This window comes from Lacisediminimonas profundi (genome assembly GCF_008831265.1).
Lineage (GTDB): Bacteria > Pseudomonadota > Gammaproteobacteria > Burkholderiales > Burkholderiaceae_D > Lacisediminimonas > Lacisediminimonas profundi.
The window spans coordinates 701,665-720,047 of the sequence record NZ_VTTH01000002.1 but is presented as its reverse complement, the minus strand read 5'-3'; the positions used below and the strand labels follow the sequence as shown (position 1 = coordinate 720,047).

20 protein-coding genes are annotated in these 18,383 nt (G+C 63.6%); 10 read left to right on the top strand and 10 right to left on the bottom strand.

All coding sequences use genetic code 11. The annotated features are described in order from the left end of the window. Positions 1 to 35: 35 nt before the first annotated feature. From FVE66_RS08985 to FVE66_RS08960, 6 genes are read right to left on the bottom strand one after another with little or no spacing between them, the layout of a single operon-like run. Positions 36 to 707 carry a cysteine hydrolase family protein gene (locus FVE66_RS08985; protein WP_151447041.1) on the bottom strand — a complete coding sequence of 224 codons (672 nt, stop codon included), beginning with the start codon at positions 705 to 707 and terminating at the stop codon, positions 36 to 38. Continuing rightward, positions 704 to 2,239: an ABC transporter ATP-binding protein gene (locus tag FVE66_RS08980; protein ID WP_151447040.1), complete on the bottom strand. Its 1,536-nt coding sequence runs from the start codon at positions 2,237 to 2,239 to the stop codon at positions 704 to 706. Before FVE66_RS08980 ends, FVE66_RS08985 begins: the two co-directional genes overlap by 4 nt. 10 nt (positions 2,240 to 2,249) lie before the next feature. Next, positions 2,250 to 2,933, bottom strand: coding sequence for a biuret amidohydrolase (gene biuH, locus FVE66_RS08975; RefSeq protein ID WP_194164368.1), 684 nt, complete (start codon positions 2,931 to 2,933; stop codon positions 2,250 to 2,252). A gap of 11 nt (positions 2,934 to 2,944) precedes the next feature. Continuing rightward, positions 2,945 to 3,865: an ABC transporter permease gene (locus FVE66_RS08970; RefSeq protein WP_151447039.1), complete on the bottom strand. Its 921-nt coding sequence runs from the start codon at positions 3,863 to 3,865 to the stop codon at positions 2,945 to 2,947. Next, on the bottom strand, positions 3,862 to 5,010 hold the full coding sequence (locus FVE66_RS08965) for an ABC transporter permease (protein ID WP_151447038.1): 1,149 nt from the start codon (positions 5,008 to 5,010) through the stop codon (positions 3,862 to 3,864). The genes FVE66_RS08970 and FVE66_RS08965 overlap by 4 nt, the downstream gene beginning before the upstream one ends. Before the next feature lie 41 nt (positions 5,011 to 5,051). Further along, positions 5,052 to 6,170, bottom strand: coding sequence for a BMP family ABC transporter substrate-binding protein (locus tag FVE66_RS08960; RefSeq protein WP_151447037.1), 1,119 nt, complete (start codon positions 6,168 to 6,170; stop codon positions 5,052 to 5,054). A 663-nt stretch (positions 6,171 to 6,833) separates the two neighbouring features. On the opposite strand from FVE66_RS08960, the gene guaD reads away from it, so the two are divergent. Beyond that, entirely contained in the window at positions 6,834 to 8,252 is a 1,419-nt protein-coding gene (guaD, locus tag FVE66_RS08955; RefSeq protein ID WP_151447036.1) for a guanine deaminase, read from the top strand. Between the two features lie 232 nt (positions 8,253 to 8,484). Beyond that, positions 8,485 to 8,835, top strand: coding sequence for a hydroxyisourate hydrolase (gene uraH, locus FVE66_RS08950; protein ID WP_151447035.1), 351 nt, complete (start codon positions 8,485 to 8,487; stop codon positions 8,833 to 8,835). A gap of 159 nt (positions 8,836 to 8,994) precedes the next feature. On the opposite strand, the gene FVE66_RS08945 is transcribed toward uraH, so the two are convergent. From FVE66_RS08945 to ygfZ, 3 genes are read right to left on the bottom strand one after another with little or no spacing between them, the layout of a single operon-like run. Then, positions 8,995 to 9,732, bottom strand: coding sequence for an NRDE family protein (locus FVE66_RS08945; RefSeq protein ID WP_151447034.1), 738 nt, complete (start codon positions 9,730 to 9,732; stop codon positions 8,995 to 8,997). Then, positions 9,723 to 10,010 carry a DUF4936 family protein gene (locus tag FVE66_RS08940; protein ID WP_151447033.1) on the bottom strand — a complete coding sequence of 96 codons (288 nt, stop codon included), beginning with the start codon at positions 10,008 to 10,010 and terminating at the stop codon, positions 9,723 to 9,725. The genes FVE66_RS08945 and FVE66_RS08940 overlap by 10 nt, the downstream gene beginning before the upstream one ends. Next, positions 10,010 to 11,050, bottom strand: a complete 1,041-nt coding sequence (ygfZ, locus tag FVE66_RS08935; protein ID WP_151447032.1) for a CAF17-like 4Fe-4S cluster assembly/insertion protein YgfZ — start codon at positions 11,048 to 11,050, stop codon at positions 10,010 to 10,012. The genes FVE66_RS08940 and ygfZ overlap by 1 nt, the downstream gene beginning before the upstream one ends. 138 nt (positions 11,051 to 11,188) lie before the next feature. On the opposite strand from ygfZ, the gene mltG reads away from it, so the two are divergent. From mltG to FVE66_RS08900, 7 genes are all read left to right on the top strand, one after another. After that, the gene (mltG, locus tag FVE66_RS08930; RefSeq protein ID WP_151447031.1) at positions 11,189 to 12,190 is read left to right on the top strand and encodes an endolytic transglycosylase MltG; all 1,002 of its coding nucleotides are present in this window, start codon (positions 11,189 to 11,191) and stop codon (positions 12,188 to 12,190) included. 23 nt (positions 12,191 to 12,213) lie between these two features. After that, entirely contained in the window at positions 12,214 to 12,822 is a 609-nt protein-coding gene (gene tmk / locus FVE66_RS08925; RefSeq protein ID WP_151447030.1) for a dTMP kinase, read from the top strand. A 57-nt stretch (positions 12,823 to 12,879) separates the two neighbouring features. After that, positions 12,880 to 13,704 (top strand): formate/nitrite transporter family protein, encoded by an 825-nt coding sequence (locus tag FVE66_RS08920; RefSeq protein ID WP_151447029.1) that lies wholly within the window; start codon positions 12,880 to 12,882, stop codon positions 13,702 to 13,704. Between the two features lie 191 nt (positions 13,705 to 13,895). Further along, positions 13,896 to 14,990 (top strand): DNA polymerase III subunit delta', encoded by a 1,095-nt coding sequence (locus tag FVE66_RS08915; RefSeq protein ID WP_151447028.1) that lies wholly within the window; start codon positions 13,896 to 13,898, stop codon positions 14,988 to 14,990. An 8-nt stretch (positions 14,991 to 14,998) separates the two neighbouring features. Further along, the gene (locus tag FVE66_RS08910) at positions 14,999 to 15,391 is read left to right on the top strand and encodes a PilZ domain-containing protein (protein WP_194164367.1); all 393 of its coding nucleotides are present in this window, start codon (positions 14,999 to 15,001) and stop codon (positions 15,389 to 15,391) included. Positions 15,392 to 15,452: 61 nt separating this feature from the next. Continuing rightward, positions 15,453 to 16,232 (top strand): TatD family hydrolase, encoded by a 780-nt coding sequence (locus FVE66_RS08905; RefSeq protein ID WP_151447027.1) that lies wholly within the window; start codon positions 15,453 to 15,455, stop codon positions 16,230 to 16,232. A 56-nt stretch (positions 16,233 to 16,288) separates the two neighbouring features. Beyond that, positions 16,289 to 17,002 (top strand): ankyrin repeat domain-containing protein, encoded by a 714-nt coding sequence (locus tag FVE66_RS08900; protein ID WP_241673100.1) that lies wholly within the window; start codon positions 16,289 to 16,291, stop codon positions 17,000 to 17,002. Between the two features lie 21 nt (positions 17,003 to 17,023). On the opposite strand, the gene FVE66_RS08895 is transcribed toward FVE66_RS08900, so the two are convergent. Next, positions 17,024 to 17,557: a carboxymuconolactone decarboxylase family protein gene (locus FVE66_RS08895; protein ID WP_151447026.1), complete on the bottom strand. Its 534-nt coding sequence runs from the start codon at positions 17,555 to 17,557 to the stop codon at positions 17,024 to 17,026. A gap of 95 nt (positions 17,558 to 17,652) precedes the next feature. On the opposite strand from FVE66_RS08895, the gene FVE66_RS08890 reads away from it, so the two are divergent. Then, positions 17,653 to 18,366, top strand: a complete 714-nt coding sequence (locus tag FVE66_RS08890) for a pseudouridine synthase (RefSeq protein ID WP_151447025.1) — start codon at positions 17,653 to 17,655, stop codon at positions 18,364 to 18,366. Positions 18,367 to 18,383: the final 17 nt, after the last annotated feature.

The window sequence follows — 18,383 nt, the reverse complement described above, 5'->3', positions numbered from 1 at the left end:
CGGAATTGCCGAAATTTTCGGGCTTGCTTTTATCGCTACAGACTGCTGGAGACGGCTTCAATTACCGCGTCCGCGGTCGCGGTCCAGCCCACGATCGCGCCCTGCGCCGTGATCATCGCCAGGGTGGCGGCCTTGAATTCCGGGAAGTAGCTGGCGGTCGCATCCTCGATCAGCAGGCAATCGTAGCCGCGGTCGTTGGCTTCGCGCATCGAGGTCTGCACGCACACCTCGGTCGTGACGCCCATGAACAGCAGGTGGGTGATGCCGCGCTCGATCAGCATCTCATGCAGGCCGGTGGCGTAGAACGCGCCCTTGCCGGGCTTGTCGATCACCATCTCGCCACGCGCCGGCGCCAACTCCGGAACGATCTGGTTGCCTTCCTCGTCGCGCACCAGTATTCGTCCCATCGGCCCGCGGTCGCCGATCCGAAGCGCCGGATTGCCACGCAGGCGTTTCCCGGGAGGGCAGTCGGACAGGTCGGGCAGGTGGGATTCGCGCGTGTGCACCACCAGGCCGCCGGCGCCGCGCCAGGCCAGCAGCACCTCGCGCGCGACCGGGATCACTGCCTGCAGGAGGGAGACGTCGTTGCCCAGGGATTCGCCAAAGCCGCCAGGCTCGACGAAGTCGCGCTGCATGTCGATGATGACCAATGCCGCATTGACGACATCCAGCTTGAACGGGAACGGTTGGGCGGCTAGCTCGATCATGCTGCTTCCTTATCTGTTTCATGCGACTGGCCGCCCATGAAGGCGCCAAGCTGGCGGCGGTCGGCCTGTTCGGCCGCTACGTCGAACACGATGCGGCCCTCGCTGATCACCACGATCCGATCGGCCAGCTCCATTAATTCATCGAGGTCCTCGCTGAGCAGTAGCACCGCGGCGCCGCGGTCGCGCGCCTGCAGCAGGCGCGCATGGATCTCGGCGACAGCGCCAAAGTCGAGGCCGAACACGGGATTGCTGACCAGCAGCAGGTCAGCATCGCTCGACAACTCGCGTGCCAGCACTGCGCGCTGCACGTTGCCGCCGGAGAGGGTGCGGATCGCTGCCTGCTCGCTCTGCGTGCGCACGCCATAGTCGGCGATCCACTGTCGCGCCCGCTCCCGTAGCCGGCCCCAATGCACCAGCCCGGCGCGCTCGAACGGCGCCTCGTCGAACTGGCGCAAGCCCATGTTTTGGGCGACGCTCAGCCCGCCGACGCAGGCGCTCTGCAGCGGTTCTTCCGGCAGGCTGCGCACTTTCAGGATGCGGTTCTGCTTGCGGGTGGCGAAAAATGGCTGGCCGCTGACCATGACTGTGCCGGCGGCGCGCGGCCGCTGGCCGGTCAGTGCCTGCATCAGCTCGCGCTGTCCGTTGCCGGCCACGCCAGCGACGCCGACGATCTCGCCCGACCTGACTTCGAGGTTCATGCCGCGCACGGCGACTTCGCCGCGGTCGCCGAAGACCGTCAGTCCATCGACCCGCAATCGCTCAGCGCCGGGATTGCACTTGCGTCGGATGAACGTGGCCTCGGCGGCCCGGCCCTCGCCGATCATTGCCTGGGCGAGTTGTGCGGTGGTGGTGCCGGCGACCTGCATGCTGGCGACCAGGCGGCCGCGGCGCAGCACGCTGACATCGTCGGCATATTCGCCGACCTCGCGGAATTTGTGCGTGATCATCACGATCGAGCAGTGACCGGCGTGCGCCCGTTCCCTCAATGCGCCCAGCACTTCGTCCGCCTCCTGCGGTGTCAGCACCGATGTCGGTTCATCCAGGATCAGCAGGCGCGGTTGTAGCAGCAGCTGCTTGAGGATCTCCAGCTTCTGCTTCTCGCCAGCGGAAAGGTCGGCTGGCGTGGCGTCCAGGTCGAGCCGGAATGGCGTGGTGCGCATGAACGCGGACAACTCCGCACGGACCGACCTCCAGTCGATCACGGCTGGCAGATTGCCGCGCGCAAGCAGCAGGTTTTCCGCGACCGTCATGCCTGGCACGACAGTGAAATGCTGGTAGACCATGCCGATCCCGAGAGCACGCGCATCGGACGGCGAGGAAATATCGCGCTCGCGGCCGTCGATCATGATGGCGCCAGCGTCGGCCTGGTGATAGCCGACGATGGCCTTCACCAGCGTGCTCTTGCCGGCGCCATTCTCGCCCAGCAGCGCATGCACGGTGCCGGGACGCACCGTCAGCGAAACCGCGTCGAGCGCCGTGAAAGCGCCGAAACGCTTGCTCAGGTCCAAGGTGTTCAGGGTGAGGGCAGTCACAGTGCCATCCTTAGAATGCGAGCAGCGCGTCGATGACGGCCCCGGAACTGGAGACGGCGCCGAACACGCCACCTTGCATCTCGATCATCTTGAGCGCCGCCTGATGGTTGCCGGCGTCGGTGGCGCCGGTGCAGTCCTCCAGCATCACGCATTCAAAGCCGCGGTCGTTGGCCTCGCGCATCGTGGTGTGGACGCAGACGTCGGTGGTGATGCCGGTCAGGATCAGGTTGCGGATGCCGCGGGTGTGAAGGATCAGTTCGAGGTCGGTTGCGCAGAACGAGCCCTTGCCGGGCTTGTCGATGACCGGTTCGCCGGGCAGCGGCGCCAGTTCGGGAATGATTTCCCAGCCCGGCTCGCCGCGCACCAGGATACGCCCGCATGGGCCGGGATCGCCGATGCCGGCGCCGATGCGGCGCGAGCGCCAGCGCTTGTTCGCGGGCAGGTCGGACAAGTCCGGCCGGTGTCCTTCGCGCGTGTGGATCACGTGCATGGCGCAGCGGCGCGCGACGGCAAGCAGGGCGCGGATCGGTTCGATCGGGGCGCGCGTCATCGACAGGTCGTAGCCCATCGTGTCGACATAGCCGCCGACGCCGCAGAAATCGGTCTGCATGTCGATGATCAGCAGCGCCGTGTTGCGGGGGTGCAGCTGGCCATCGTACGGCCAGGGATAGGGAGTGGAAGAGATTGTGCTCACGTCGGTCTCCTTTAACGGGGCGCGAATAGCTCGGACGGCGAGCCTGGTATCGTGCGATCGGGAACGCAGGTCATCACCAGGATCAGCAGGGTCAACGCGTAGGGCAGGGCGTTGAACAGGTAATAGCCGCTGCTGATGCCGATCGACTGCAGTGCCGGACCGATTGCGCCGGCGCCGCCGAACAGCAGCGCTGCGCCAAGGCAGCGGTTCGGGCTCCAGCGGGCAAAGATCACGAGCGCGACCGCGATCAGACCCTGCCCGCTGGACAGGCCCTCGCTCCAGCTGCCCGGGTAGTACAGCGACAGCGATGCGCCGCCCAGCCCGGCAATCATGCCGCCGGCGGCCGTGGCCGCCACTCGTACCAGCGTCACCGAGGTGCCGACAGCGCGCGCGGCGTCGGCGGAATCGCCGACCATGCGCACTTTCATGCCCCAGCCGGTATGGGCGAAGAACCAGGCCATCAGTGCGGCCAGTACGACGCCGGCCGGGAACAGGGCATTGATGCGCAGCGCCGCCTGCAATTGCGGCGAACTGCTCCACCAGCCAAGTGCGAGCGACGGAATCTGCGGCGCCTGCGGCTGGATCAGCGGCTTGCCCAAGTAGAAGGCGAGGCCGACGCCGAGCAGCATGATGGCGATTCCCATCGCCACGTCGTTGACCCGCATCAGCGAGCACAGCAGGCCGTGCAGCAGGGCCAGCACGGCGCCAGCGAGGGCGGCGGCGGCGACCCCGATCCAGGGCGACCCGCTCAGCCACGCGCCGCCGAAACCGGCCATCGCGGAAAACACCAGGACACCTTCCAGGCCAAGGTTGATGCGGCCTGCCTTTTCGGTCAGGCACTCGCCCAGGCTGACGAACAGGAAGGGTGTGCCGACCCGGGTAGCGCCGCCGAGGATTGCGATCAGCAAGGTCAGGATGTCGTTGGCATTCACGCTGCCTCTCCTTTGCCACTTGCCGATGACAGCGTTGCGGTGGCGGTGACCGCAGCGGCGGGCACTGCTGTCGGACTTGCCGCCGGTGATTTCGCCGCCGCATTCCCCCGCTGCGCAAACAAGCGGCCCCGCATTGCTTCGCTGGCAAGGATGATGACGAATGCGAAGCCAAGCAGCACCTGGACAGATGCATCGGGCATGCCCAGGCGCCGCTGCAACATGCTGCCGGCAGCGCCGAAACCACCAAACAGGATGGCAACGGGAATGATGGCAAATGGTTGGTGGCGGGCGACGAAACTGACCAGGATGCCGGCATAGCCCAGGCCGGCAATCAGCGATGCATTGGCAGCGGTGTGGACGGCGGCCACTTCGATGCCGCCGGCCAGTCCGGCAGCGGCGCCGCCGAGCGCGCAGGCAGTAATTGCCAGGCGGTTGACCGGCAGGCCGACCAGCCGTGCCGTGCGGGCATTTCCGCCCACCACGCGGGTTGCGAATCCGTGGCTGGTGCTGCGCAGCCAGAACCCGCACAGCATGCACAGGGCAACGCCCCATGCCAGACCCCAGTGGATGTCGTAGTCGCCCATGCTGCCGATGCGCAGCGTGGAGTCGAGCGGCAGCGTCGAGGGTTTGTTCAGGCTGGCCGGATCGCGCAGCGGCCCTTCGACGAAATGCTTGAACAGTTCCACAGCAAGATAGCCCAGCAACAGGCTGCTGATGGTTTCATTGACGCCACGGTACTGGCGCAACGCGCCGGCTATGCCGATCCAGGCGGCGCCGCAAAGCGCCGCCGCCAGCAGCACCATCAAGGTGCCGGGCCAGCCGGGCGGCATCGGCATCAGGTAGGGCAGCGCAGCGCAGGCGAGTCCGCCGACCAGCAGCGCGCCCTCGCCGCCGATGATGGTGAGCCCGGCCCGCGCCGGCAGGGCGACGGCCAGTGCCGTGAGCATCAGCGGCGCCGCCCGTTGCAGTGTGTTCTGCACCGAGAAGCTATCGCCGAAGGCGCCGACGAACAGCAACTTCCACACTGCCAGCGGGTCGTGTCCTCCGAGGGCGACGAACAGGCCGAACAGCAGCAGCGCGCCGCCCAGCGACAGCAAGGGCAAGGCTGCCGCCTCGACGGCGTCCTGCCAGAATGCACGGTTCATGAAGTGTCCCTGGGCGAGTAGTCAGGAGGGTCGTGCCGCCATCAGGCCTTGCCGATCACGCCTTCGACCAGGTAGTTCATGCTCTCCAGTTCCATCGCCGTCTGGCTGTAGCTTTTGCCTTTCGGGATCACGACCTTGCCGGTGTTGTCCTTGAGCTCGCCAGCGAATATGTCGAAGCCGCCCTTCAGCATCTTCGCCTTGATCGCATCGGCGCTCTTGCGCGCGGCTTCCGGGACGGCAGGACCATAGGCCGAGGTCTTGACGAAACCTTCCTTGAGTCCGCCGCGGATGAAATTGGGATGCGGCTTGCCTGCCTTGGCAGCGTCGATGATCTGCTTGTAGGCCGTGATCCAGTTCCACTCGGCACCTGTCAGGTAGGCCTGGGGCGCAAGCTTGGCCTGGCTGGCGTGATAGCCGCAAACCATCTTGCCGCGCTTTGCTGCGGTCTCGACGATCACCTTGGGACCGTCCACGTGCATGGTGAATACGTCCACGCCCTGGTCGGCCAGGCTGTTGGTTGCCTCAGCCTCTTTCACCGGCAGTGACCAGTCGCCGGTGAAAATCACGGAAGTGGTGATTTTGGGATCGACCGAGCGCGCACCCATGGTGAAAGCATTGATGTTGCGCAGCACCTGCGGAATCGGCTTGGCGGCGATGAAGCCGAGCTTCTTGCTCTTGCTCAAGTGGCCCGCCACCACGCCATTAAGGTACTGCGCCTCGTCGATATAGCCGAAGAAGCTGCCGGCGTTCATCGGGTGCTTGCCCTCGCTCCAGAGGCCGCCGCAATGTGCGAAGCGAATGGACGGATTCTTTACTGCCAGGCTGATCACGTGCGGATTGAAATAGCCGAACGATGTCGGGAACAGGAGCTTCGCGCCGTCCTGGGAAATCATGCCCTGCATGCTCTTCTGGACCGCCTGGGTCTCTGGAACGCTCTCTTCCTCCACTACCTTGACCCCGGCAATCTTCTTGACCTGTGCCGCGGCTTCCGCATGCGCCTGGTTGTAGCCGAAATCATCCCTGGGGCCGACATAGATGAAGCCGACCGTCATGGTCGATTGCGCCATCGCCCAGGGCGCGCGGGATGCCGCCGTCAATCCAAGGCCGAGCGCGCCTGCGCCCTTGATCCAGTCACGCCGATTCCAGTGCTTCGTAGTCATGCTGTTCTCCAGTCAGGTTGAAAGTGCTTGGCAGAGCCGTCGATGATCTTGTGTGCCAACTGGTATGCAAGTTTGGGGCCATCTGTTAGCGGATGGAAAGTCGGGCTGGATGGGGAGGGCGATTCTCACTCTCACGGCGAGGTATTCGAGGCGCCGCGGCGGCGTGCTTTCCTGCCGATATCAGGCAAGCTTGATTGCCAGGCCGGCACCGGGAGGTGGCGTATGTCGCACCGCGCTGGCGCACCATGCACCTGTCTGGATCCCATGGTTTGCGTCCATCAGCTTGCGCGGAATCGACCCCGCGATGAAGCCGGTCAGTGACCGGAAGCGATCCGGCGCACGAGCTTCAAGGCTCGCATGCGCTGGTTTTTAGTGCTTCCAGGCCACAAGCGTTCGACGATCGGATCGATTGTCCACGGGTGAATAAGTTGTGCGCGAAACGCGCACGCTTTCGACGCGAACTGCTTGAAAAATGTTGTGCTGGATCTGTGGTAGCGCGTATGGTTTTGATCATCAGCGTTGGTGGTCTCGGGTCAAGGCTCGTCGCCATCATCGCGGTTACCAGCGCAGCGCATCGGTGGCTTTGCCATTGCTTTCATGCGCCAGGTACAAGTTCGCCGCAAATGCGGCGTGGGCAGGTCCATAACGGGAGATGACGTCAACATGGCGCAACTGATACGCGGCGAAGTGCTGCACTTCCTGGGCGACCCCGGCGACGTGCGCGACGCCAGGCCTGCCGCCACCGTGCATTTCGACGATGGCGGCTTGCTGATCGAAGCCGGCCGGATAGTCTGTTGCGGCGCCTGGCGCGAGGTGCAGGCAATGGCCGCGCCTGGCACGCCGGTGGACGATCATTCCGGCAAGCTGGTGTTGCCGGGTTTCGTCGACACCCATACACACTATCCGCAGACCGATGTGATCGCGTCGCCGGGCCACGGCCTGATGGACTGGCTGGATCGCTATACATTCCCGGCCGAGCGCCAGTTTGCGGATCCTGCCTGGTCGACCGAAGTGGCCGAATTCTTTTGCGACGAACTGCTGCGCAACGGCACCACGACGGCATTGGTATTCGGCACGGTTCATCCGCAATCGGTCGATGCATTCTTCGCGGTCGCGCAACGGCGCGGCCTGCGCATGGTCGCAGGCAAGGTCATGATGGACCGGAACTGTCCGGAATACCTGCGCGATACGGCGCAATCTTCCTATGACGACAGCAAGCGTCTGATCGAACGCTGGCATGGCGTGGGCCGGCTTCGTTATGCGATTACGCCACGCTTCGCGATTACCTCGAGCGAGGCCCAGATGGAAGCGGCGGCTGCCCTGGCGGCGGCCTGGCCCGGCATGGTCATCCACAGCCACATGGCCGAGAACGAGGCTGAAGTCGCCACCGTTCGGGCACTGTTTCCGTGGAGCCGCAGCTACCTCGACGTCTACGACCACTATGGTTTGTTGCGGCCGCACGCGGTGTATGCCCACTGCCTGCATATCAACGACGAGGATCGCCAGCGGATGGCGCAAACCGGCGCCGTGGCGGCGTTCAGCCCGACCTCCAATTTGTTTCTTGGAAGCGGCCTGTTCGACCTCGGTCGCGCGCTGGATCTGAATGTTCCGGTCAGTGTCGGTACCGATGTCGGCGGCGGGACCAGCTTCAGCATGCTGCGCACGCTCGCCGCCGCCTATCAGGTCGCGCATCTGAAAGGCTATGTGCTGCCGGCACAGCGCGCCGTTTGGCTGGCTACGCTGGCTGGCGCCGCAGCCCTCGGGCTGGATGGCGAGATCGGCAACTTCGCCCCCGGCAAGGAGGCGGATTTCATCGTGCTCGACCCGGCCGCGACGCCGCTGATCGCGCGCCGGATGAAGGGCGCTGCGACGATCGAGGAAAAGCTGTTCGTCTGGCTGACCCTGGGCGATGACCGTGCCATTTCAGCCACCTACGTGATGGGGGAAGCGAAATGGCGCCGCTCGGACCAGCGCATGGAGCCGGGCAAGGATCCAGACATGAAATCGGGCATGGAACCGGACATTGAACCGGACATTGAACCGGACATTGAACCGGACATTGAACCGGGAAGGTCGTCGTGAGCACCAGCGCGACGGCCATCTCGTGCGCAAGGACCCGGGCCAGTCGGCAGCCGCCGGCGTCCTGCCTGGAAGATGCGAGCGGGAGCGGTTTGCCGCATGTTCAATCCGACCGGCATTTTGCCGGCGGCGGACTTGTCCGTCGCTGGCGCGACAACGCAGCCCCTGGCTTTGCGGGGCTGCAAACGAGGGGTGGCCGGTACACGGCTGCCCCATTACCAGGGAGCGAGTGCACATGGGAACACTGAGTACACAAGTGATGGATACTGCAAACGGCCTGCCGGCGGTCGGCATGAGCTTTCAGCTTGAGAGCATTACTGGCGGTGTGCGCCGGCAGTTGCGGCGCGGCGTCACCAATGCCGACGGCCACACCGATGTGCTGCTTGCCGGTGCTGACCTGGCAAGCGGCACTTATGAACTGCATCTGGATGTTGCTGCCTACTTCCGAGCGCGGGGGATGGCCCAGGAAGACCCACCGTTCCTGGATGTCGTCACAGTGCGTTTTGGCATAGCGGATGCGGGGGTCAATCATCACCTTCCGCTCCAGGTGTCGCCCTGGAGCTACAGTACGCATCGCAGTCGCTAGGTTCGCGCTTTCTCGCGCTTTCTTCAGCGTTGCCTGTTGAAACGCCAGGGGCTTCCGATTGATGGTGGTTGTGGTGGCTGTGGTGGTTGTGGCGGGTGTTGTTTCATTTGATTTACAGGCCAGGCCGGGAGCCCGCCCCGGCGGGCCACCGTCCTGCCATCAGCCCTCGCTTGCAGCGACCTGCTTCTCCAACAGCACCGCGCTCCCATCTCCACGAACTGTCACCATCGTCGAGACTCGCGTGCCGTATGACGGCGAACGAATCAGCACCGGCGACAGCCAGCGCTCAGTCTCGATATCGACGCCGGTCTTCGGCAGCCTGCAGTCGGATGCGACTGTGGTGTCTGACAGCATTTCAAAAAACGCTTCCTCCGGCGCGCGCTGGCACAACAGGCTGGCAAATTGCGCCTTGGTGCGCACTACCTTCGGCCAGGGCGTATCGAGCAGGGCGTTGGACAGGCCATACAGGCCGGGCGCCAGCGCACGGCCGTTGCGCTCGTCGTGCTGCGCTCGGTTGGAATACCACACCAGTTGCTCGCGGTCGCCGACCAGCAGGTTGAAGCCGTTGTAATGGTCGGCGCATTCCTGAAGTTGTTGCACATAGCGTTCGGCCGTCGTCACGCCATTCAGGAAATCGGTCGCAAGTGAACCGCGGCTCGGTGCGTCGATGCGCTTGTCGGCCGGATTGCGGATGTTGGTCAAGGCTGCAAAGCGGCCACTGCGGGTGATGCCTAACCATGTGCCGCCGGCCTGCAGGTCGCGTCCGGCGTAAATTTCCGGATGGTCTTCCCACCATGCCGCCGGGCTGGCCGGGCGGTCGTAGAATTCATCACGGTTCGCGGCCGCCACCAGCGGCGCGCCAGGTACCAGTTGCCAGGCAAATACGATCAGGCACATGTCGAGATATCGGTAAAGACTTCTGTATGGCGCGCGCCGGAAATGTGCCCGGCAAGACCGGCAGCGTCCACTGCTTGCTGCAGCACTTCTGCAAAGCCGGGCGGGGTCGATGGATAGACTTCCATCCATGTCTGCTCGCCGTTGGACTCGCCGGGGCGCCGCTTCAGTCCGGTCGATACCCCGGATTGTTCCGCCAGCTTCGCTTGCATGGCCAGCACGAGCGGGTGCAGTGCCGGCGCGGCCTCGCTGCGCACGCGGTAATAGACGTAGAGATCCATCAGTCAGTTTCGGTCAGTGGGTAGGGGAGGGGCAGCATGCGCAGCGCCGGTCCGCCGGCCGAGCCCAGGTGCAGCGTGGCGCCATCTTGCAACACGGCTGTTTTCAGTTCGACCAGGCACAGGCTGCGTCCTGCTCCAGCGGGTTCGGCGTTGACGATCTGCCCGCACGGCTGGTCCGGATCGGTGCTGGCGTAGATTTCAGTGCCGGGGCCTGCCTGGACGGTATCGACTTCAGCGGGCAGCATGCGCCGCTTGAGCTTGCCGAGGTACTGGCTGCGCGCCACAATTTCCTGGCCGGGATAGCAGCCTTTGCGGAAATTGACGCCGCCGACCAGCTCGAAATTGATCATTTGCGGTACGAATTTTTCCTGCGTGGCTTGCACGATTACCGGTATGCCGGCTTCGATTTCGGTGCGCCGCCACTGACTGCTTCCGGCGGCTGGCACGGCCAGCGACAGTTGCGGCCAGACCTGCATCGCGGATGCGGCATCGGCCAGCCACTGGTAACGGGGGATGCCCGCGGCATCGGGGACACGGATCAGCGCATGGCCGCCGTGCGCAGATTTTTCGTATTCGGCTGACGGCAAGGCGACTCCCAGCAGGGTGGCAAGCTTGGCGCCAGCATCGCGGCCGACAACGCCGACGGCGACCTGCGAGTCGCTGGCGTCGGCCAGCTTTACCTTCGAGCGCAACACATACATCTGCAGGCGCTTTTGCACCGGCGCCAGTATTTCCCTCGGCAGCTGCAGCATGATCGCGTCGCCGTCACGCCAAGCCAGCATGCTGGCCAGCATTCGCCCCTTGGCGCTGCAATAGCCGGCCAGCCGCGCCTGATCCGGCGGCAGGTGTTCGATGTCGTTGGTCAGTTGCGCATGCAGGAAGTGCGCGGCGTCGTCGCCGCTGGCGGCGATCATTCCCAGGTGCGTCAGTGGCGCAATGAAGTTATCGCCCTTTGCCGCGTCCGGCGACGGCGAGTCGCCGTCGCCAGCGACGCCATGCTCGCGCAGGAATTGCAACCAGGGGCTTGTCAATGCGGTCATAGAATTGGGGTGTGTGCGGTTTCCGCTATCATTGGTACGCGTCGATTATAGTGGCCCCGCAAAATTGCGTCAGGACGCCATGTTTTCGCCTTCGAAAGGCTGTTTTTTGCGTCGCCAGATTGATACAGGTTCTCCGGGTTGAAAAAATTCCTTGTCTTGCTGTTATCCATCGCCCTGCTTGGCAGCGGCGGTTTCCTGCTCTGGTCCCGCACCCCGATTCTCGCTGCCGGTCATGCGCCGGTCGACTTCACCATCAGGCCGGGCAGCGGCGTGCGCAGCGCGGCCGGGCAGATTGCGTCTGCCGGCGTGCCGGTCCAGCCCCTGTTGCTGGAGTTGCTGGCGCGGGTGACCGGAAAAAGTGAGCGGATCAAGGCCGGCAGTTACGAGATCGAGGGCGGCACCACGCCGGAACGGCTGGTCGAGCAACTGGTGCGGGGTGAATTCGCGCAACACGCGCTGACGGTGATCGAAGGCTGGACTTTCGCCCAGATGCGGCAGGCGATCAACCAGCACAAGTCGCTCGGTCATGACACCGCAAGCCTGTCCGATGCCGAGCTGATGGCAAGGATTTCGCCTGGAGCTTCGCCTGGATTCAAGGGTCCCGAGGGCCTGTTCTTTCCGGATACCTATCTGTTCGGAAAGGGCGCGAGCGACCTGCTGGTGTATCGGCAGGCGCACGCCATGATGATCAAACGGCTCAACGAAGCCTGGGAGCGGCGCGCATCAGGGCTGCCGTACAAGACGCCTTACGAGGCGCTGGTGATGGCCTCCATCGTCGAGAAGGAGACCGGCGTGCACGCCGATCGCGAACTGGTCGCGGCGGTGTTCGTAAACCGGCTGCGGATCGGCATGCGGCTGCAGACCGATCCGACCGTCATCTATGGCATCGGGCCCCAGTTCGACGGCAACCTGCGCAAGCGCGATTTGCAGGCCGATACCCCCTATAACACTTATACTCGCAAGGGCTTGCCGCCGACGCCGATCGCGTTGCCGGGCGCTGCTTCGCTGAGGGCAGCGCTGAACCCGGCGCAAACCGACGTGCTGTATTTCGTCGCCCGCGGCAACGGCAGCAGCCATTTCTCCAACAATCTCGATGACCACAACCGCGCCGTCAACAAGTACCAGCGCGGCGGGAAGTGAGCAGCGGGCAGCAACAGGCAAAAATGACGACCGGACAATTCATCACATTCGAAGGTATCGACGGCGCGGGCAAGTCGACCCACATCGGATTCGTGGCCGAACGGCTGCGGCAGCGCGGGTTGACCGTGGTCACTACCCGTGAGCCGGGCGGAACGGCGCTCGGCGAGCGGCTGCGCGAGCTGCTGCTGCACGAAAAAATGCATCTGGAAACAGAAACCCTGTTGATGTTTGCCGCCCGCCGCGAGCATCTTGCGCAATTGATCGAGCCAGCGCTGGCGCGTGGTGAATGGGTGATTTCGGACCGCTTCACCGATGCCAGCTTTGCGTACCAGGGGGGCGGGCGCAAGCTGCCGTTCGACAAGTTGCGCGCGCTGGAGCAATGGGTGCATCCGCATCTGCAGCCCGACCTGACCCTGTTGTTCGATGTGCCGCTGGAAGTGGCGCGGGCGCGGCTCGATGCCACCCGTGACCTGGACCGGTTCGAGCAGGAAAAAGCTGAATTCTTTGCCGCAACGCGCGCGGCCTATTTGCAGCGCGCCGCGGAATTCCCGACCCGCTTCCGCGTCATCGACTCGACCCGTTCGCTTGAGCAAACGCATGCCCGGCTGGACGAGATCCTGGCGACGCTGTAACGACAAGGCGGGGTCAAGACCTGACCCCAAATCCGGTGATCTTGGGGAGCAACACATATGTCAGAGCTGTCTGGCTTCGATGCCTACTCTCCTCAACAGATTGCGAAGCGGGTGGAGATGGCAGGTGTTGCCAAAGACCGTCTGCCGATTCTGTCCTTGCTCATGTTGAGTGTTCTGGCCGGCGCGTTCATCGGTTTGGGGGCACTCTATTTCGTATTGATCCGGTCCGACGCATCCCTGAGTTTCGCCACAAAACAGGTCCTCGGCGGTATCGCATTCTCGCTTGGGTTGATTTTGGTCGTGATTGCTGGTGCCGAGCTTTTCACGGGGAACAACCTTCTCGTCATGGCGCGGGCCGCCGGGAAAATTTCCACGCGCGGCCTGTTGGTGAACTGGACGATCGTATTTGTCGGGAACCTTGCCGGGTCGCTGGGACTGGTGCTGCTGGTTTATCTTTCTCGCCATGCGGAGATGAACGATGGAGCGATAGCGCAGGAGTATTTGAAGATAGCAGCGGCTAAAATCTCCCTGCCCTTCTGGACCGCTTTCTTCCGTGGCGTGCTCTGCAATTCTCTAGTCTGTCTTGCCATCTGGATGGCAATGGCCGGTCACAGCGTGATCGACAAGGTCGTCGCGATCGTGTTTCCAATCTCTGCGTTCGCGGCGGCAGGTTTCGAGCACAGCGTGGCAAATATGTACCTGCTCTCGATTGCGATGGTTTTGCAAGAACTCGATCCCTCCCAAGCAGCGCACGCCATCACCTGGCTTGGTGTCTTGAAAAACATGATTGCGGTCGTATTGGGAAACGTCCTCGGCGGAAGCATGTTAGTCGGATTCGTGTACTACGTGATCTATCTTCGCAGGGGAAAACATCGCACTTGAACCGTTGTGCAGGTGGGATCAGGTCTTGACTTGTACTGACCAACTGTTCGGTACAAGTCAAGACCTGATCCCAAATCCCCAAATCCCTGCGCGGGACTCGCGGTTTTAAACCGGAAGAAGGGCGGAAAGGTTTACACTGAGGGCTTCGGCGGTGGGCCGGAAGTCTACGTTTACATTCAGGACATTTTGTAATGGTTTCTCGTGTCGACAGCGTGCTGGAAAACGGCAATGGCGGCGGCTTGCTTCCTTGGCAATCCGACGAATGGGCGCAGCTGCAGCAGATGCTGCCACGCCTGCCGCACGCGCTGTTGATCCATGGCGCGCGCGGCACCGGCAAGACTGCATTTGCGGAGCGGTTCGCGCAGGCGCTGCTGTGCGAGCGTCCGGCCGCAGGTGGCCATCCCTGCAATGCCTGCCCTTCCTGCACCTGGTTTGCGCAATATTCCCATCCGGACTACCGGCGCGTGCGGCCGGAGGTGCTGGACGAGGACGAGGGTGGCGCCGACGGCGACGAGGCCGAGGCAAGTGAAGTGAAAAAGCCCGGACGCGCCGGCCGCGCACCGTCGAAAGATATCCGCATCGACCAGGTACGCGCGCTGGGCGACTTCATCAATATGTCGACGCATCGGCAGGGCAGGCGCGTGATCCTGCTCTATCCGGCCGACGCGCTCAATACTGCGTCGGCAAATTCCCTCTTGAAGATGCTGGAGGAGCCGCCGCCGGCGACGGTTTTCCTGCTGGTGGCCGACAGCCTGGACCGCCTGTTGCCGACCATCCTGTCGCGTTGCCGTAAATTCGTCATGGGGTCGCCGCGGCGCGAGCAGGCCCTGCAATGGCTGCAAGCGGCAGGCGTGGCCGACGCTGACGCCTTGCTGGCCGAGCAGGGCGGCGCGCCACTGGCTGCACAGGAGATGGCGCACAGCGAGTTGCGCGCGCCGATCGACGAATTTCTTGTTCATCTTGCCACCCCGGACACCGAGGGGGCGCTGAAGACCGCCGAGCGGCTGGCGAAAATTCCGCTGGCACCGCTCGTGGCGTGTTTGCAACGGTGGTTGTACGACCTTTTCTCGCTCAAGATTTCGGGCAGAATCCGCTATTATCCTCAGCATGAAAAGCAGTTGGCGGCATTGGTCGCACGCTGCGATGTGGCTGGTCTGGCGCGTGGAATGAAAGCAATTACGGATCGGCGTGCGATTGCCGATCATCCTTTGTCGGCTCGGCTGTTCATCGAAGACATGTTGCTGGAATATGCTGCGTTGTTCGCCGGGCAACGGCGTTCGAAATAAAGGAAAAAATGTCAGAACCAGTGCTGGCGAATGCGGGAGTCCAGGGAAGTCCGGCCGGGGTTGCCCGGCCCTCGGTGCTCTCGCTTGCGATCAAGGAAAAAGCGGCGCTGTATGCCGCCTACATGCCTTTCCTGAAGCACGGCGGCATTTTCGTGCCGACCAACAAGCCCTACAAGATCGGTGATGACGTCTACCTGATCCTGAGCCTGATGGATGATGGCAGTAAATACCCGGTCGCCGGCAAGGTGGTGTGGGTGACGCCGGCGGGCGCGAACAACAACAAGGCCCAGGGCATAGGCGTGCACTTCCCGGGCGATGACGCCGGGCAGCGCGTAAAGCAGCGGATTGAAGAGATACTGGGCGCGGCACTCGGTTCGTCGCGCGCCACACACACGCTCTGATCGACGCTCGGATCGATGCTGGTGGCGGCGCAAGCCGCGCGGGGGCGGTAAAATCGCACCCATGTATATCGATTCCCACTGTCACCTGAATTTTCCGGAACTGCGCGAGCACCTTCCCGCCATCCTCGACCGGATGCGGGAAAACAAGGTCACCCACGCATTGTGCGTCTGCGTCGACCTGCCGGAGTTTCCCGACGTGCTGCAACTGGCCGAAAGCTACCCCCACCTGTACGCATCGGTCGGCGTGCATCCTGATTACGAAGACACGCCCGAGCCCTCCGTCGAACAACTGCTGGAACTGGCAGACCATCCGCGCGTGGTGGCGATCGGGGAAACCGGCCTCGACTACTATCGCCTGCAGGGCGACCTCGAATGGCAGCGAGAGCGCTTCCGCACCCATATACGCGCTTCGCGTGCATGCGGCAAACCGCTGATCATCCACACCCGCGCAGCGTCGGAAGACACCTTGCGCCTGATGCGGGAAGAGGGTGCCGGGACCGCAAACGGTGGCGCGGGCGGCGTGATGCATTGTTTTACCGAATCGCTCGCGGTCGCCGAAGCCGCGATGGAGATGGGCTTCTATATTTCATTCTCGGGAATCGTCACATTCAAGAGCGCCCGCGACTTGCAGGCCGTGGCACAGGCGGTGCCGCTCGAACGCATGCTGATCGAAACCGACGCGCCCTACCTGGCGCCGGTCCCATTCCGCGGCAAGACCAACGAACCAGGATTCGTGCGCCATACTGCGGAATTCCTGGCGCAGCTGAAAGGAGTGCCGGTGGAAGAAGTGGCGCGGCAGACCAGCTTGAATTTCAGGCAGTTGTTCGGAGTACCAAAATGAGCAGGAGCAGCGTGAGCAGGAGCAGCGTGAGCAGGAGCAGCGTGAACAGGAGCAGCATGAACGAGGGCAGCGTGAAGGAAATCAGCGTGAACGGAAGCAGCATGATCACCCGCCGCCGCCTGCTGGCATCCGCACTGTGCGCCTGCGCCTTGTTGCCCCTTGCTGCGACCACCGTCCGCGCCGGCGCTTACGAAGATTACTTCAAGGCGGTCAAGGACAACGACGCAAAGCTGGTGCAGTCCTTGCTGCGCCGCGGCTTCGATCCGAACACCATCGAAGATGCGCGCGGCGACAGCGGCCTGATCCTGGCGCTGCGTGAAGACGCGATGGATGTGTTCAAAGTGCTGCTGGCGGCGCCCGGTGTCAACCTGGAACTGAAGGTTCGCAACGGCGACAACGCGTTGATGATCGCAGCGTTTCGCGGCAACAAGCCGGCGGTGGAAGCGCTGATCGCGAAAGGCGCTGAAGTCAACCGGCCGGGATGGGCGCCGCTGCATTACGCAGCGCACGCAGGCAGCAATGAAATTGTCAGCCTGCTGCTCGAGCACCATGCCTACATTGACGCCGAATCGCCGAACCGCAGCACCCCGCTCATGATGGCGGCGTGGGCGGGCCATATCCTCACGGTCAAACTCCTGCTCGACGAAGGGGCGGATCTCAGCTTGCGCAACGACCTCGGCATGGACGCGGTCGAATTCGCTCGCCGCGGCGGCTTCCCCGACATTGTCAAGGGCCTTGCCTACCAGCTCGAACGTCGCAAGCCGCGCTGAGCGCAGATCCGCCGTGCTGGACTATTCCGGTTCCACGCCCAGCGCCACCAGGAAGCGCGACACCATGTTGTAGGTCGCAATCACCGCAACCAGTTCCACCACCTGCTGCTCGTTGCCCAGCGCAGCGCGCAGCGCGTCGAAACTGGCGTCGCTTACCTGCACGTTGCGGGTCATCTCGTTCGTGACCCGTATGGTCGCGAGGTCGGCCGCCTCGAACAGGTCGGCGCGGCCGGCAGCCGAGAGCGGGTCGCGCAAAGCTTGCACTTGCTGTTCGGTGCCGCCTGCCTTGATCAGTTCAGGCGCATGGTGGATGAACTCGTATTCGGCACCGTTGAGCATGGCGACCACGCACATGGCGATTTCGCGCAAGCGGGGCGACACTGCCAGCCCGGTCCGGACCTCGCCCAGGTAGGCGTTCCAGCCGCGCGCGAGCGCCGGGCTGTGCAGCAGCATGCGGTCGAGATTGAGCAGGTGACCGCCGCGGCGGGCGCGGATGGCGTCGACCACGGCTTTTGGCTCGGCCAGATCCTGGGGCTGGTAGGGAATACGGGACATGACACTCCTTGGATATTGATGAAAAATGATGCGGGAAAGGCTTGAACGAGCGACAGTTTAGCCGAGCTTTCCGGCACCGGTGATAAAGTGCGAACATGAAAAAAATCAGTCTGGACAGGATATTGCAGTCGCAGGGTTTCGGCAGCCGCAGGTATTGCCGGGAACTGGTGCAGGCCGGCGAGGTGACGGTTGCGGGGCAGGTGGTTGAGCAGTGGCAGGCCGGCTTCGAACCGCACGGCATGCATTTCACTGTTTTCGGCGAGGAATGGCAATTCCGCGAGCATGTATACCTGGCGCTCAACAAGCCTGCCGGCTTTGAATGCTCGCGCAAGCCCAGTCATCACCCGGGGGTGATGACGCTGCTCCCCGAGCAGTTCGGCTGGCGCGACGTGCAGGCGGTCGGCCGGCTGGACCACGACACCACGGGAATGCTGCTGTTGTCGGACGACGGCCCGTTCATTCATTCGATGACCTCGCCGCGCCACCATGTGCCCAAGGTGTATCTCGCCACCACTGCCTCGCCGGTAACGGCCCAGCTGATCGAACAGCTGCTGCATGGGGTGCAACTGCACGACGAGCCGGCGCCGCTGCGGGCCGTGACCTGCCGGGAAGTGGGCGAATGCCAGATCGAGATCATCCTTGAACAGGGCAAGTACCACCAGGTGCGCCGGATGCTGGCCGCGGCTGGCAATCATTGCACCGAACTGCAACGCACCGCGATCGGCGGGCTTTCGCTGGAAGCGCTCGGCCTGGAAGAGGGGCAGTGGTGCTATCTGGAGGCCGGGCAGCTCGAGTTGCTCAAGGCTTGACCGGAACGGCCCGGCCG